The following is a 14,904-nucleotide window of genomic DNA, read 5'->3' on the forward strand; positions in this document are numbered from 1 at the left end:
GCATGTCTTCCCACGCCCCCGCCCATCCCGTTTCCCCGGCCGATCTGGCTGCGCCGTCCACTGTCGTGCACAAGTTCGGCGGCACCTCGGTGGCCGATGCCGAACGCTATCGCCATGTTGCCGGCCTGCTGCTGGCCCGCCCCGAACCGCTGCAGGTCACTGTCGTCTCGGCGATGAAGGGCGTCACTGACGCGCTGATTGATCTGGCGCAGCTGGCGGCCAAGGGCGACGAAGGTTGGCGCGAGGCGTGGCATGCCCTGCGCGCGCGCCATCGCGGCGCCGCCGTGGCGCTGCTGGGCGAGCAGGTCGGCGAGACGGTCGAATGGATCGACGCCCGCTTCGATCAGCTGGCCGAAGTGCTGGCGGCGCTGGCGGTGATCGGCGAGCTGCCGCGCGAAGTGCTCGACCGTGTGCAGGGCCTGGGCGAAGTGTTTTCCGCACAGCTGCTCGGCAGCCACCTGCGTGCCCTGGGCGAAGACTGTGCGGTACTCGATGCACGTGACGTGCTGGTGGTCGGGCATGGCGAACTGGGTGTGGATGTCGACTGGGAGTCCAGCGCGGACCGCCTGGCCAAGTGGCGCCTGCGGCATCCGCAGATGCGCCTGGTCGCCACCGGTTTCGTTGCCCGTGACCGCCATGACCGCATCACCACGCTAGGCCGCAACGGCAGCGACTATTCCGGCGCGATCTTCGCCGCGTTGTTCAACGCCGATGAACTGCACATCTGGACCGACGTCGACGGCGTGCTGTCGGCCGACCCGCGGCTGGTGCCTGAAGCCGTGCAGCTGGAATCGCTGAGCTACGACGAAGCCTGCGAACTGGCCTACTTCGGTGCCAAGGTGGTGCATCCGCAGACGATGTCGCCGGCGATCCGCCTGGGCCTGCCGATCTTCATCCGCAACACGTTCCAGCCGGCACATCCGGGTACGCGCATCAGTGCCGAGCGCTCGCCGCGCGGGCCAGTGAAGGGACTGACCCTGAGCCCCGGGCTGGCCCTGCTGAACCTGGAAGGCACCGGCCTGATCGGTGTACCCGGTACGGCCGAGCGCGTGTTCGCGGCGCTGCGCCAGGCGCAGGTGTCGGTGGTGATGATCTCGCAGGGTTCATCAGAGCATTCGATCTGCTGCGTGGTTCGCGCCGCCGAAGCGGCGCGTGGCCGTGAGGCACTGCTGCATGCGTTCGCGCATGAACTGTCGGTAGGGCAGGTGCAGCGCGTGCAGGTCAGCGAGGGCGTCAGCGTGCTGGCGGCAGTGGGCGACGGCATGGCCGGCCAGCCCGGTGTGGCGGCGCGCCTGTTCGAGGCGCTGGGACGCGCGCAGGTGAACATCCTGGCGATCGCGCAGGGCTCGTCGGAGCGCAATATTTCTGTGGCGGTGGACAGTGCCGATGCCACCCGCGCATTGCGGGCCGCACATGCGGGCTTCTGGCTGTCGCCGCAGACGTTCGCGGTCGGTGTGATCGGGCCGGGCAACGTCGGCGCGGCACTGCTGGACCAGCTGCTGGCGGCCCGCCCGCAGCTGCTGGCCAAGGCCAATGTGGATCTTCGCCTGCGCGCGCTGGCCTCGCGTTCGCGCATGCGGCTGGAAGTGGATGGCCTGCACGCCGATTGGCGGGAGGCATTGCAGGACGCGGGCGAGCCCAGCGAACTGGATCGCTTCACCGAACACCTGCTGGCCGCGCACCTGCCGCATGCGGTGGTGATCGACTGCAGTGGCAGCGCCGAGGTGGCCGAGCGCTACGAGGGCTGGCTGGCAGCCGGCATCCACGTGGTGACCCCGAACAAGCAAGCCGGTGCTGGCCCACTGCCGCGCTACCAGCGCATCCGCGCTGCTGCGGCGGCCAGTGGTGCGCGCTTCCGCTACGAAGCCACGGTGGGCGCGGGCCTGCCGGTGATCACCACGCTGCGTGATCTGGTCGATACGGGCGACGAGGTGCTGGCGATCGAAGGCATCTTCTCCGGCACGCTGGCCTGGCTGTTCAACCGCTTCGATGGCAGCCAGCCGTTCTCGCAGCTGGTCGCGCAGGCGCGGTCGATGGGCTACACCGAGCCGGACCCGCGTGACGATCTTTCGGGCGTGGACGTGGCGCGCAAGCTGGTGATCCTCGCCCGCGAGGCCGGCCACGCGCTCAGCCTGGAACAGGTACAGGTGGAAAGCCTGGTGCCGGCGCTGCTGCGCGACGGCAGCGTGGATGACTTCATGGCGCGGCTGGGCGAGTCCGATGCCAGCCTGTTGCAGCGGTTGCAGGACGCGCGGGCGCGTGGCGCGGTGCTGCGCTACGTGGCACAGCTGGGCGCTGACGGTGCCTCGGTGGGCCTGCAGGAACTGCCCGCCGACCACGCCTTCGCCAACCTTCGGTTGACCGACAACGTGGTGCAGTTCCGTACCCGTCGCTACTGCGACAACCCGTTGGTGGTGCAGGGGCCGGGTGCGGGTCCGGAGGTGACGGCAGCGGGTGTGTTCGCGGACCTGCTGCGGGTCGCCGCCGGTGAAGGAGCGCGGCTGTGATCGCACGTGCGTTCGCGCCTGCCTCGGTGGCCAACGTGGCAGTGGGCTTCGACATTCTCGGCCATGCCATTGCCGGTATCGGCGATACCGTGAGCGTGCGCCGCATCGACGAGCCTGCGGTGCGCATCGATGCGATCCGTGGCAGTGCTGTCGCGCTGCCACTGGACGCAGCCGGCAACACCGCCGGGGCTGCGCTGATGTCGCTGCGCGAAGGCCTGGGCCTGGATTTCGGTTTCGCAGTCGAGATCGACAAGGGCATCCCGTTCGGTTCCGGCATGGGCGGTTCGGCCGCGTCGAGTGTCGCGGCGCTGGTCGCCGCCAATGCACTGCTGGATGCGCCGCTGACGCGCGAGGCGCTGTATCCATTTGCGCTGGATGGCGAGGCGGTGGCCAGTGGTGGCCGTCACGGTGACAACGTGGGGCCATTGCTGCTGGGCGGGCTTGCACTGTGCACGGCCGACCGCCTGCTGCCGATTCCGGTACCGGCTACCTGGCACAGCCTGCTGGTGCATCCGCACGCGGTCCTGGAAACACGCCGCGCACGCCAGGCGCTGCAGGGCAGCTATGCGCTGGGTGAATTCGTGGCACAGAGTGCGAACCTTGCGCTGGTACTCAGTGGCTGCCATCGCAGCGACGCCGCGCTGGTCCGCGCAGGCCTGCGTGATGTGCTGGTGGAGCCTCGCCGCGCCGGCCTGATTGCGGGCTTCGAGGCCGCACGCGATGCGGCGCTGTCTGCGCATGCAATGGGTGCGGGCATCTCCGGTGCCGGACCCAGCGTGTTCGCCTGGTTCGAGGACGCCGACCAGGCCCGCGCCGCTGCCGCACCGGTGCAGGCCGCATTTGCCGCCGCCGGTTTCGACAGCGATGCCTGGGTGTCGCCGCTGGATGCACCGGGAGCCCGCTTGTGCTGAATCCTTCCCCTTTACTGGATACCGAACCCATGCAATTTGTTTCGACCCGGGGTCAGTCCCCGGCCGTTGGCCTCAGTGCGGCGATCGCTGCAGGATTGGCGCCCGATGGAGGGCTGTATGTTCCGCAGGTGCTGCCGGCGCCACGTGAGCTGCGGGCCGGCGCAACGCTGGCCGATACCGCCGCCGATCTGCTGGCGCCGTTCTTTTCTGGCGACACGCTGGAGTCTGCGTTGCCATCGATCTGCCGCGAGGCGTTCGACTTTCAGGTGCCGCTGCGTCCACTGGGCGGCGGTGACCATGTGCTGGAGCTGTTCCATGGGCCGACGGCGGCGTTCAAGGACATTGGTGCGCGTTTCCTGGCCGGTACGCTGTCGCGGCTGCAGGCCGGCAAGGACCGTGATCTGACCATCGTCGTCGCCACGTCTGGCGATACCGGCGCCGCCGTTGCCGCGGCCTTCCATCGCCAGCCCGGCGTACGCGTGGTGGTGCTGTATCCGGATGGCCGCGTGTCACCGCGCCAGGCGCACCAGCTCGGCTGCTTCGGTGACAACGTCCAGGCCCTGCGCGTGGCCGGTGCCTTCGACGACTGCCAGGCGATGGTCAAGCAGGCGCTGGCTGACCGCGAACTGCAGGCACAGGTGCCGCTGAGCTCGGCCAACAGCATCAGCCTGGGCCGCCTGCTGCCGCAAATGAGCTACTACGCGCATGCGGCACTGACCCATCATGCTGAAACCCGTCGCCGGCTCAACCTGGTGGTGCCGACCGGCAACCTTGGCAACGCAATGGCTGCGGTGCTGGCGCGTGCGCTGGGTGTGCCGATCGGACAGATCGTGCTGGCCACCAATGCCAATGTGGTACTGCCAGCGTACTTCAGCGGCGGCGACTACCAGCCGCAGGCCAGTGTGGCCACCGTGGCCAATGCAATGGACGTAGGGGCGCCAAGCAACTTCGAACGCCTGCGCTGGCTTTACCACGGAGATGATGCCGAACTGCGCGCTGCGTTCCGTGCGTTCGCGGTGGACGACGTGACCATCCGCGCGACGATTGCGGCGGCGCACGCCAGCAACGGCGAACTGTTCTGCCCGCATACGGCCACAGCGGTGAAGGTGCTGCAGGACCTGCGGGCGCGTGGTGCCAAGGGTGACTGGGCGGTGGTGGCTACCGCCCATCCGGCCAAGTTCGAGGCTGTGGTCGAACCGTTGATCGGCGAACCCGTGGCCGTGCCGCCTGCATTGGATGCGTTGTTGCAGCGGCCGGCGCACGCCGAACCGTTGGCCGCCGATTACGCGGCGTTGCGTGAGGTGTTGGCTCCCATGTAGAGCCGAGCCATGCTCGGCTGCTGTTCGCGCACGGCGCGATGAGTCGAGCATGGCTCGACTCTACAATGCCCTTCGCGCAAAACGGGTAGTGCCGGCCGCTGGCCGGCAACCCAGCCAACCGCGATGCGGTCAGATCAACCCTTCACCGGCCAGCGTGCGCAGCCCGTCCTCGTCGAGGATCTCCACCACGTTCAGGTGGGGCAGGGCAATCAGCCCCTGCTGGCGCAGCTTGGTGAAGGTGCGGCTGACCGTTTCCATGGTCAGGCCCAGGTGGTCGGCGATATCGCCACGCCCCATCGGCAGCGATACGCGCAGGCCGTCACCACCGAGCCTGGCCTCGCGCGCGGCCAGGCGCAGCAGGAAATCAGCCAGCTTCTCTGCCGGCTGCAGGCGTGCCAGCGCCAGTGCAGCGTCCTGCGCGGCATCCAGTTCCTGGCAGGCACGTTGCAGCAGCTTGCGCTCCAGGTGCGGGAAGCGGCTGCGCAGCGCCTTCATCTGCGGCAACGCGACGCGGCATACGCGGCTGTCGGCGATGGCTTCGATGTCGTAGCGGTGATGGTCGCTGCCACTCAGTCCGAGGTAGTCGCCGGGAAGCACGAAACCGTTGATCTGGCGGCGGCCGTCGGCCAGGGTGCGTACCAGTCGCAGTGCGCCAGCGGTCAATGTATAGACATGGTCGCGCTCTTCGCCGGTGCGGGCCAGGGTACTGCCCATGCCGACCTGCTGGGAAACGGTGACCTGTTCCAGTGCCTGCACTTCATCGGGCGACAGCGCCGAGCACACCGCAAGGTGGCGAACCGAGCAGTGCAGGCAGTCCAGCGTGTTGCAGGACGGCGAGGCGGGATCGTTGGTGGCGGGCGGAGCGCCGGAAGGCCGTGACATGTTGCGGGGGCGTATCGCGGGCGGGGAGGGCCTTATGATACTTCAAGCGGCCGTTCGACCCTGCCCGAGGCGGGGGCGCTAGAATGTCGCCCCCTCCCACGTCCCGTTCCAGCAGGAGTTCCGCCCGTGATCAAGCCCCGTACCCCGCCCGGCACCCTTGAACTGCTGCCGCGCGAGCAGATTGCATTCCAGCGCATGCTGGACGTGATCCGCCGCAACTACGAGCGCTTCGGGTTCCTGCCGGTGGAGACGCCGGTGTTCGAACTGTCCGACGTGCTGCTGACCAAGTCCGGCGGCGAGACCGAGCGCCAGGTGTACTTCGTGCAGTCCACCGGTGCGCTGGCCAATGCGGCCGAATCGGGCGACCGTTCGCTGCCGGAAATGGCGCTGCGCTTCGACCTGACCGTGCCGCTGGCACGCTACGTGGCCGAGCACGAACACGAACTCACCTTCCCGTTCCGTCGCTACCAGATGCAGCGCGTGTACCGCGGCGAGCGCGCCCAGCGCGGCCGTTTCCGTGAGTTCTACCAGTGCGACATCGACGTGATCGGCAAGGACAGCCTGAGCGTTCGCTATGATGCCGAAGTGCTGGCGGTCATCCACGCCGTGTTCTCGGAACTGCGCATCGGTGACTTCAACATCCAGCTGAACAACCGCAAGCTGATGCGCGGCTTCTTCGAAAGCCTGGGCGTGGCCGAAGGCGAGCGCCAGCTGGCGGTGCTGCGTGAAGTGGACAAGCTGGACAAGCGCGGCGCCGATTACGTGCGCGAGACGTTGGTGGGCGAGGGCTTCAACATCCCGGGCGAGCAGGTCGAGAAGATCCTGGCATTCGTGGCCGTGCGTTCGCAGGGGCATGCCGATGCACTGGCGCAGCTGGCCACGCTTGAAGCCAACGCCGGTTCTTCGGAGATCCTGCGCACTGGCGTGGCCGAACTGCGCGAGGTGCTGCAGCTTGTGCAGGCGCTGGGCGTGCCGGAAACCGCATACTGCCTGAACTTCTCCATTGCGCGCGGCCTGGACTACTACACCGGCACCGTCTACGAGACCACGCTGACCGACCACCCGCAGATCGGCTCGATCTGCTCGGGCGGCCGCTATGAGGACCTGGCCAGCCACTACAGCAAGTCGAAGCTGCCGGGCGTGGGCATTTCCATCGGCCTGTCGCGCCTGTTCTGGCAGCTGCGCGAGGCTGGCCTGATCGATGGCATCGAGGCCAGCAGCGTGCAGGCGCTGGTGGCGCTGATGGACGAGCAGGGCATGCCGCAGTCGCTGGACATCGCGCGTCGCCTGCGCGCCGGTGGCATCAACACCGAAGTGCAGATGGAGCCGAAGAAGATCGGCAAGCAGTTCCAGTACGCCGCCAAGGCGGGCATCCGCTTCGTGGTGTTGGCCGGTGAGGACGAGCTGGCGCGCGGGGTGGTGGCGGTGAAGGACCTGGTGCGCGAGCAGCAGTTCGAAGTCTCCCGCGACGAGCTGGCCAGCACTTTGCAGGTGGAGCTGGAGCAGTCGAAGGTGATGTAACGGCCATTGGCAGCATGCAGCGCTTCAACGAAACGCCCACCGACCGGTGGGCGTTGTCGTTTCCGGGCCCCGGCCGTGCCGACAGCTCGCGGCCAACTGTCGAAGGCGGGGGCGGTCCGAACCCCGCTTTGCCGCTGCTCCGGCCTGTGCGGGCGCAGGGCAGCAGCCCTGCCGCCCCCTCACCCCCCTATTTGACGCGTCGCGCAATAATGCGCTAATGTACTAACGCGCTATTACATTGATGCATGGAAACGACCCCGTGAAAGCCCGTCCCGACATTGCCGCCAAAGACCCCGGGGCCGACCTGGAAGCCCTGGCCCGGGCCTTCGCCGCCCTGCGCGAGCCGGAACAGGTCGAGGCCTTCCTGCGCGATCTGTGCACCCCCGCTGAGCTGGAAGCCATGGCCGACCGCTGGAAAGTGGTGCCGCTGCTGCAGCAGGGCGTGCCGTACCGCGAGATCCACGAGCGCACTGGCGTCAGCGTGACCACCACCGGACGGGTGGCGCGCACGCTCGAGCATGGCCATCGAGGCTATGCCGCTGCCATCGACCGCCTTGCTTCGCGCTGATCCGCGCCCCGTTCCGAACTTCGAGACCTCCCCATGAGTGCAACCCAGGCAGCGCCGGCACGCGACCGGCTGCGTATCGCCATCCAGAAGAGTGGCCGGCTGGCCGAGCCCGCCCGCAACCTGCTCAGTGCCTGTGGCCTGAGCTGGCGCGAGAGCCGCGACAAGCTGTTCTGCTACGGCGAATCGCTGCCGGTGGACCTGCTGCTGGTGCGCGACGACGACATCCCGGGCCTGATCGCCGACGGCGTCTGCGACCTCGGTATCGTCGGCCGCAACGAGCTGGACGAGCAGGCTGCGGCACGTCGCCAGAGCGGCCTGCCGGATGCCTACCAGGCACTGCGCGGGCTGGGCTTTGGCCAGTGCCGGCTGATGCTGGCGGTACCCGAGGAGTGGCAGTGGCAGGGACCGGCGCAGCTGGCCGGTACCTGCATCGCCACCAGCTACCCGGCCATCCTCAAGCAGTGGCTGGCCGAGCAGAACGTGGATGCAGAGGTGGTCGAGCTGTCCGGTTCGGTGGAGATCGCGCCACGCCTCGGTACCGCCGACCTGATCTGCGACCTGGTCTCCAGCGGCGCCACGCTGCGCGCCAACCAGTTGACCCCGGTGCACAACCTGCTCGACAGCGAGGCGGTGCTGGCCGGTGCGGTGCGCGTGCCGGATGATGCGCGTGCATCGCTGCGCGCGATGCTGCTGCGCCGTCTCGACGGCGTGGTGCAGCGCCAGGACCGCAAGCTGCTGATGTTCCGCGCCAGCGAGGATCGCGTCGACGCGCTGGCGCAGCTGCTGGCCGATGCCGAGCCGCTGGTGCGGCTGCCGGCCGATGGCGGCGCACTGCGCCTGCAGACCATGTGCCCGGGCCCGCTGAGCTGGCAGCGCATGGAAGAACTCGAGCGCGCCGGCGCGCAGGGCCTGATGGTGTTGAGCGTGGAGCGGTCGCTGGCATGAACCGTCTGACCTGGTCCCGACTTGATGAAACCGCGCGCCGCGCCGCGCTGACCCGCCCGGTGCAGACCGTGGCGCAGCAGACCCGCGACGCGGTGGCTGCGTTGATCGCGCAGGTGCGTGCGCAGGGCGACGACGCGCTGCGTGCGATCACCGCGCGTTTCGATGGTGTCGAGCTCTCGTCCTTTGAGGTGAGCGAAGCCGAATTCGCCGCTGCCGAAGCCGCCGTGCCCGCCGAACTGCGCCAGGCCATGGTGGACGCCGCCGAGCGCATCGCCCGCTTCCACGCCGCCGGCATGGGCAAGGGATACGCGGTGGAGACCGCGCCGGGGGTGGTCTGCGAACGCATGCTGCGTCCGATCGGACGGGTAGGGCTGTACGTACCGGCAGGCAGTGCGCCGTTGCCGTCCACCGCGTTGATGCTGGGCGTGCCGGCGCAACTAGCTGGTTGCCCGCAGGTGGTGCTGTGCACGCCGCCGCGCGCCGACAGCACGGCTGATCCGGCGGTGCTGGTGGCCGCTCGGCTGACCGGCGTGCGGCGCGTGTTCAAGCTGGGCGGCGCGCAGGCGATCGCCGCGATGGCCTATGGCACCGCCAGCGTTCCGGCCTGCGACAAGCTGTTCGGGCCCGGCAACAGCTTCGTGACCGAAGCCAAGCAGCAGGTCGCGCAGGATGGCGCCGCCGCCATCGACATGCCGGCCGGTCCCTCCGAAGTGCTGGTGATTGCCGATGCTGGTGCCAATCCGGCGTTCGTCGCCGCCGACCTGCTGTCGCAGGCCGAGCACGGCCCGGATTCACAGGTGCTGCTGCTGACCGACGATGCCGCGATGCTGGCCGCGGTCGAAGTCGAGGTGGAGCGCCAGGTGGTCTTGTTGCCGCGCCAGCAGATCGCGCGCCAGGCCTTGTCGGCCTCGCGGTTGATCCAGGTCGATTCGCTGGACGAAGCCTTCGCGATCAGCAACCGCTATGCGCCGGAGCACCTGATCCTGGCACTGCGTGATCCGCGCGCGTGGCTGGACAAGGTGCAGGCGGCCGGCTCGGTGTTCCTGGGGGATTACACGCCCGAAGCACTGGGCGACTACTGCAGTGGCACCAATCACGTGCTGCCGACCGCCGGTGCGGCGCGTGCCTACAGTGGCGTCAGCGTCGCCAGCTTCCAGAACCTGATCAGCGTGCAGAGCGCCAGTGCCGCCGGCCTGGCCGCGATCGGCGGCTGCGCGCGCATCATCGCCAGCGCCGAAGGCCTGGATGCGCATGAGCGTGCGGTCGCAGTGCGCATGGAGGTGGCAGCATGAGCACGGCGATCGATGACGTGCTGGCCCTTGTGCGCCCCGATCTGCAGGCCTTCGCTGGCTACAGTTCGGCGCGCAGCGCGGCGGTGCAGGGCGAGGTCTGGTTGAACGCCAACGAGTCGGCATGGGCCAATCCGGCAGACGCCGCCGGCAGCAGCCGTCGCTATCCCGAACCGCAGCCGTTGGCATTGCGTGAGGGACTGGCGGCGCTGTACGGCGTGACGCCACAGCAGCTGCTGATCGGTCGCGGCAGCGACGAAGCCATTGATCTGCTGGTGCGCGCGCTGTGCGTGCCGGGCCGCGATGGCGTGCTGGTCACGCCGCCGGTGTTCGGCATGTACGCCGTCTGCGCACGCCTGCAGGGCGCCGCATTGATTGAAGTGCCGCTGGTGGACAGCGAGGATGGCCTGCGCGCCGACCTGGATGCGGTGATCGACACCGCCAGGGCACGCAATGCCAGGCTGGTGTTCCTGTGCGCACCGTCGAACCCCGCCGGCAGTGATATCGCCCTGGTCGAGGTCGAACGGGTGGCGGTTGCGTTGCGCGGACAGGCATTGGTCGTGGTGGACGAGGCGTATGTGGAATACGCGCAGCGCCCGTCGGCGACCACGTTGTTGGCCGCGCACGCCAACGTGGCGGTGCTGCGCACGCTGTCGAAGGCCCATGCACTCGCCGCCGCACGCATTGGCAGCCTGATCGCCGCCCCCGAGCTGATTGCCGTGCTGCGCCGCTGCCAGGCGCCGTACCCGGTGCCGACCCCGTGCGCCGAGCTGGCCGTGCAGGCACTGCAACCCGAAGCGCTGGCACGCACCGCCGAACGCGTGGCCACGGTCATCGCCGAACGCGAGCGCCTGCGAACGGCACTGGCCAGCCTGCCCGGTGTACGCCGGGTGTACGCCTCGTCCGGCAACTACCTGCTGGTCCGCTTCGCCGATGCGCAGGCGGCGTTCGACACGTTGCTGAATGTCGGTGTGGTGGTGCGCGACCAGCGCGCCGCGCCGCAGCTGGACGATGCATTGCGCATCAGCATCGGCAGTCCCGCAGAGAATGACCGCGTGCTTGCGGCCCTGTCGGCGCGGAGGGCCGCAGCATGACCCCGATCCTGTTCATCGATCGCGACGGCACCCTCATCGAGGAGCCGGCCGACTTCCAGATCGATGCCTACGAGAAGCTGCGCTTCGTGCCGCAGGTGATCCCGGCGCTGCTGAAACTGCGGGATGCCGGCTACGAGTTCGTGATCGTCACCAACCAGGACGGCCTCGGCAGCGACAGCTACCCGCGCGCCAGCTTCGATGGCCCCAACGACCTGATGCTGCAGATCTTCGAGAGCCAGGGCATCACCTTCCGTGATGTGCTGATCGACTGCAGCTGGCCGCAGGACAATGCGCCGACCCGCAAGCCGGGCATCGGACTGATGACGGCTTATCTGCAGGACCGCAGCATCGACTGGGCGCGTTCGGGCATGGTCGGCGATCGCATCACCGACCTGCAGTTTGCCGACAACCTCAACATCCGCGGTTTCCAGTTGCGCACCGCGCAGTTCGGTGGTCAGTGGGACTGGCCGGGCATTGCCCACGCGCTGGCCGACGCACCGCGCACCGCCGTGGTCCAGCGCAATACGAAAGAAACGAAGATCCGCGTGGAACTGGACCTGGACCGTGCCGCTGATGCACGCATCTCCACCGGCCTGCCGTTCTTCGACCACATGCTGGAACAGATCGGCAAGCATGGCGGCTTCGCGCTGGACATACAGGCCGAGGGTGACCTGCACATCGACGAGCACCACACCATCGAGGACACCGGGCTGGCCCTGGGCCAGGCCCTGCGCGAAGCACTAGGCGACAAGCGCGGCATCGGTCGCTACGGTTTCACCCTGCCGATGGACGAGACGCTGGCCAGCGCCGCACTGGATTTCAGCGGCCGCCCGTACTTCGTGTTCGAAGGTGAGTTCAAGCGTGAGCGCGTGGGCGATATGCCGACCGAGCTGGTGCCGCATTTCTTCCGTTCGCTGTGCGATGCCAGCGGCCTGAACCTCAACCTGCAGGTGCGCGGCGACAACGATCACCACAAGGTCGAGGCCTGCTTCAAGGCGCTGGCGCGTGCGCTGCGTCCGGCGTTGGCCCGGCAGGGCACCGCGCTGCCTTCCACCAAGGGGGCGTTGTGAGCGACGTCGCGCTGATCGATGCCGGCGGTGCCAACCTGGGCTCGGTGCGCTATGCACTGGAGCGTCTGGGTGCGACGGTGCGGCTGGTGCGCGATGCGGACGGCCTGATCGGCGCGCAGCGGGTGATCCTGCCCGGTGTCGGCGCCGCCGGTCCCGGCATGCAGCGCCTGCACGCTCAGGGCCTGGTGGAACCGCTGCAGCAACTGGAGGTGCCGTTGATGGGTATCTGCCTGGGCATGCAGCTGCTGTTCGAGCGCTCCGAGGAAGCGGGTGTGGAGACACTGGGCCTGATTCCCGGCGTGGTGCGCAAGCTGGTGCCGGCCTGCGGCATCCGGGTGCCGCACATGGGCTGGAACCGCCTGCTGCCACTGCGCGAATCGCTGCTGCTGCGCGGTGTGCCGGAGCGCGCCAGCGCCTACTTCGTGCACAGCTATGCGGCACCACTCAATACCCACACTGTCGCTGCCTGCGACCACGGTGGCCTGTTCACCGCCGTGGTGGAGCAGGGGCGTTACTACGGCGCACAGTTCCACCCCGAGCGCTCCGGCGAGACCGGCTCGCTGATGCTGCGCAACTTCCTCGAGGGCACGGCTGCATGAGTTTCATCGTTTACCCCGCGCTGGATATCCGTGATGGCCGCGTGGTGCGGCTGCGCCAGGGCGACTACGCGCAGGAAACCTCGTATGGCGACGACGCCCTGCCGCGCGCGCAGGCCTTTGCTGCGCAGGGCGCGCAGTGGATGCATCTGGTCGACCTGGACGCTGCGCGTGCCGGTGGCTACACCCTTGCGCCGCTGCTCGCGTCGATCCGTGCGCAGACGCCGCTGCAGGTGCAGACCGGCGGTGGCGTGCGCGGTCGGGACGACGTGGCGCGCATCCTTAATGCTGGCGCCTGCCGCGTGGTGGTCGGTTCGCTGGCGGTGCGCCGCCCCGATGAAGTGGTCGGCTGGCTGGAGGAATTCGGCGCCGAGCGCATCACGATTGCGCTGGACGCGCGCCAGGACGCACAGGGGCAGTGGCAGCTGCCTGTGCACGGCTGGACCGAGAACGCCGGGGTGACCCTGGATGACCTTGCCCAGCGCTACGCGAGCGCTGGCATGCGCCACCTCTTGTGCACCGACATCGCCCGCGACGGCATGCTGGCCGGGCCCAACATCAGTCTCTACCAGCACCTGTCGGCGCTGCTGCCGGGCGTGGCGGTGCAGGCGTCCGGCGGCATCCGTGACGTGGCCGACGTTGCCGAAGCGCGAAGTGCGGGTTGCGGCGGTGCGATCCTCGGCAAGGCGCTGCTGGAACAGCGCATGGACCTGGCGGAGGCGCTCGCATGTTGAGCCGCCGCATCATTCCCTGCCTTGACGTGCGCGATGGCCGGGTGGTCAAGGGTGTGCGCTTCCGCGACCACGTCGACATGGGCGACATCGCCGAGTTGGCGCAGCGCTATCGCGACCAGGGCGCCGACGAGCTGGTGTTCTATGACATCGGCGCCAGCCCCGAGGCGCGTTCGGTCGACGTTACCTGGATCGAGCGCATCGCGCGGCTGATCGACATTCCGTTCTGCGTGGCCGGTGGCATCGACAGTGTGGAAACCGCGCGTCGCGTGTTGTTCGCCGGTGCCGACAAGGTGTCGATCAATTCGCCGGCGCTGGGCCGGCCGGAGCTGATCACCGAGCTGGCGGACGAGTTCGGCGTGCAGTGCGTGGTGGTGGGGGTCGATTCGGTGCGCGAGGCCGACGGGCAATGGCGGGTGCGTCGTTTCAGCGGCGATCCGGACAAGACCCAGGCGGTGCCGCTGCGCACCCTGGACTGGATTGTCGAGGCGCAACGGCGGGGCGCCGGTGAGATCGTGCTGAACTGCATGGACAGCGATGGCGTGCGCCGTGGCTACGATGTCGTGCAACTGCAACAGGCGCGGGCACTGTGCCAGGTACCGTTGATCGCCTCTGGCGGTGCCGGCGCGATGGAGCACTTTGCCGAAGCCTTCGACCAGGCCGACGTCGACGGCGCGCTGGCGGCCAGTGTGTTCCACAGCGGTGCCATCGCCATTCCGGAATTGAAGCGCTACCTGCGCGGACAGCAGATCGAGGTGCGGGATGTCTATTGAAGTCAGGCCGTCGTTGGGCGCATTGCAGGCGCTGGACTGGAGCAAGGGCGACGGCCTGCTGCCGGCCGTGGTTCAGGATGCCGACACCCTGCAGGTGCTGATGCTGGGCTATGTCAGCGCCGAATCGCTGGCGGCCACGCTGGCCATCGGCCACATGACCTTCTTCAGCCGCAGCAAGCAGCGGTTGTGGACCAAGGGCGAGCAGTCCGGCAACGTGCTGGTGGTGCAGTCGATCAGCGTCGACTGCGATGCCGATACTTTGCTGGTGATGGCACGGCCGGCGGGGCCAACCTGCCACACCGGTGCAGAGAGCTGCTTTGACCAGGCGCCGAAGGATTTCCTGGGCGGGCTGGGCCAGCTCGTGGCGATGCGTGAGGCGCAACGGCCGCCGGGCAGCTACACCACCAGCCTGTTCGAGGGCGGCATCCGCCGTATCGCGCAGAAGGTGGGCGAGGAGGGCGTGGAGACCGCATTGGCCGCCGTGGCGCAGGATGACGAGGCATTGCTGGGCGAGGCGTCGGACCTGCTGTACCACCTGCTGGTGCTGCTGCGCGCGCGCGGTCTGTCGCTGGATGATGCGCGCGCGGTGCTGGAAAAACGCCATCGTTGAAGTGCGGTAGTGCCGGCCGCTGGCCGGCAAGCCTTGGATGTCCGACGATCAGGAGGTTGCCGGCCAGCGGCCGGCACGACCCGCCGGC

General features: G+C 68.5%; 14 protein-coding genes. 13 read left to right on the top strand and 1 reads right to left on the bottom strand.

Annotated features, from left to right (window positions below):
• Nucleotides 1-2 precede the first annotated feature (2 nt).
• The 3 genes from thrA to thrC are packed head-to-tail and all read left to right on the top strand — an operon-like array spanning nt 3 to nt 4,737.
• Nucleotides 3-2,507 carry a bifunctional aspartate kinase/homoserine dehydrogenase I gene (gene thrA / locus AC5P8C_RS13210; RefSeq protein ID WP_019661407.1) on the top strand — a complete coding sequence of 835 codons (2,505 nt, stop codon included), beginning with the start codon at nt 3-5 and terminating at the stop codon, nt 2,505-2,507.
• A complete protein-coding gene (locus AC5P8C_RS13215; RefSeq protein ID WP_019661408.1) occupies nt 2,504-3,418 on the top strand; it encodes a homoserine kinase in 915 nt (304 codons plus the stop codon). The genes thrA and AC5P8C_RS13215 overlap by 4 nt, the downstream gene beginning before the upstream one ends.
• A 29-nt stretch (nt 3,419-3,447) precedes the next feature.
• Nucleotides 3,448-4,737 (top strand): threonine synthase, encoded by a 1,290-nt coding sequence (thrC, locus tag AC5P8C_RS13220; protein ID WP_197576585.1) that lies wholly within the window; start codon nt 3,448-3,450, stop codon nt 4,735-4,737.
• Between the two features lie 129 nt (nt 4,738-4,866).
• Here the strand turns inward: thrC and AC5P8C_RS13225 are convergent, their stop codons facing one another.
• On the bottom strand, nt 4,867-5,619 hold the full coding sequence (locus AC5P8C_RS13225) for a Crp/Fnr family transcriptional regulator (RefSeq protein ID WP_019661410.1): 753 nt from the start codon (nt 5,617-5,619) through the stop codon (nt 4,867-4,869).
• Nucleotides 5,620-5,745: 126 nt separating this feature from the next.
• Here AC5P8C_RS13225 and hisS point away from each other — a divergent pair, with 126 nt between their 5' ends.
• The 10 genes from hisS to hisIE all read left to right on the top strand — a co-directional run bounded on the left by hisS (nt 5,746) and on the right by hisIE (nt 14,816).
• Nucleotides 5,746-7,140 carry a histidine--tRNA ligase gene (gene hisS, locus AC5P8C_RS13230; RefSeq protein ID WP_019661411.1) on the top strand — a complete coding sequence of 465 codons (1,395 nt, stop codon included), beginning with the start codon at nt 5,746-5,748 and terminating at the stop codon, nt 7,138-7,140.
• A gap of 259 nt (nt 7,141-7,399) precedes the next feature.
• The gene (locus AC5P8C_RS13235; RefSeq protein WP_195670308.1) at nt 7,400-7,708 is read left to right on the top strand and encodes a YerC/YecD family TrpR-related protein; all 309 of its coding nucleotides are present in this window, start codon (nt 7,400-7,402) and stop codon (nt 7,706-7,708) included.
• A 33-nt stretch (nt 7,709-7,741) separates the two neighbouring features.
• A complete protein-coding gene (gene hisG / locus AC5P8C_RS13240; protein ID WP_019661413.1) occupies nt 7,742-8,653 on the top strand; it encodes an ATP phosphoribosyltransferase in 912 nt (303 codons plus the stop codon).
• Nucleotides 8,650-9,945, top strand: a complete 1,296-nt coding sequence (gene hisD / locus AC5P8C_RS13245) for a histidinol dehydrogenase (RefSeq protein ID WP_019661414.1) — start codon at nt 8,650-8,652, stop codon at nt 9,943-9,945. The genes hisG and hisD overlap by 4 nt, the downstream gene beginning before the upstream one ends.
• Nucleotides 9,942-11,036: a histidinol-phosphate transaminase gene (hisC, locus tag AC5P8C_RS13250; RefSeq protein WP_019661415.1), complete on the top strand. Its 1,095-nt coding sequence runs from the start codon at nt 9,942-9,944 to the stop codon at nt 11,034-11,036. Before hisD ends, hisC begins: the two co-directional genes overlap by 4 nt.
• The gene (gene hisB, locus AC5P8C_RS13255; protein WP_197576579.1) at nt 11,033-12,106 is read left to right on the top strand and encodes a bifunctional histidinol-phosphatase/imidazoleglycerol-phosphate dehydratase HisB; all 1,074 of its coding nucleotides are present in this window, start codon (nt 11,033-11,035) and stop codon (nt 12,104-12,106) included. The genes hisC and hisB overlap by 4 nt, the downstream gene beginning before the upstream one ends.
• On the top strand, nt 12,103-12,705 hold the full coding sequence (hisH, locus tag AC5P8C_RS13260) for an imidazole glycerol phosphate synthase subunit HisH (protein ID WP_019661417.1): 603 nt from the start codon (nt 12,103-12,105) through the stop codon (nt 12,703-12,705). Before hisB ends, hisH begins: the two co-directional genes overlap by 4 nt.
• Nucleotides 12,702-13,436 carry a 1-(5-phosphoribosyl)-5-[(5-phosphoribosylamino)methylideneamino]imidazole-4-carboxamide isomerase gene (gene hisA, locus AC5P8C_RS13265; RefSeq protein WP_019661418.1) on the top strand — a complete coding sequence of 245 codons (735 nt, stop codon included), beginning with the start codon at nt 12,702-12,704 and terminating at the stop codon, nt 13,434-13,436. The genes hisH and hisA overlap by 4 nt, the downstream gene beginning before the upstream one ends.
• Nucleotides 13,430-14,206, top strand: a complete 777-nt coding sequence (gene hisF / locus AC5P8C_RS13270; protein WP_019661419.1) for an imidazole glycerol phosphate synthase subunit HisF — start codon at nt 13,430-13,432, stop codon at nt 14,204-14,206. The genes hisA and hisF overlap by 7 nt, the downstream gene beginning before the upstream one ends.
• Nucleotides 14,196-14,816: a bifunctional phosphoribosyl-AMP cyclohydrolase/phosphoribosyl-ATP diphosphatase HisIE gene (gene hisIE / locus AC5P8C_RS13275; protein WP_019661420.1), complete on the top strand. Its 621-nt coding sequence runs from the start codon at nt 14,196-14,198 to the stop codon at nt 14,814-14,816. Before hisF ends, hisIE begins: the two co-directional genes overlap by 11 nt.
• The last annotated feature ends 88 nt before the right edge of the window (nt 14,817-14,904 follow it).

The sequence above is a fragment of the Stenotrophomonas sp. YJH_SMC_46 genome (genome assembly GCF_059370315.1).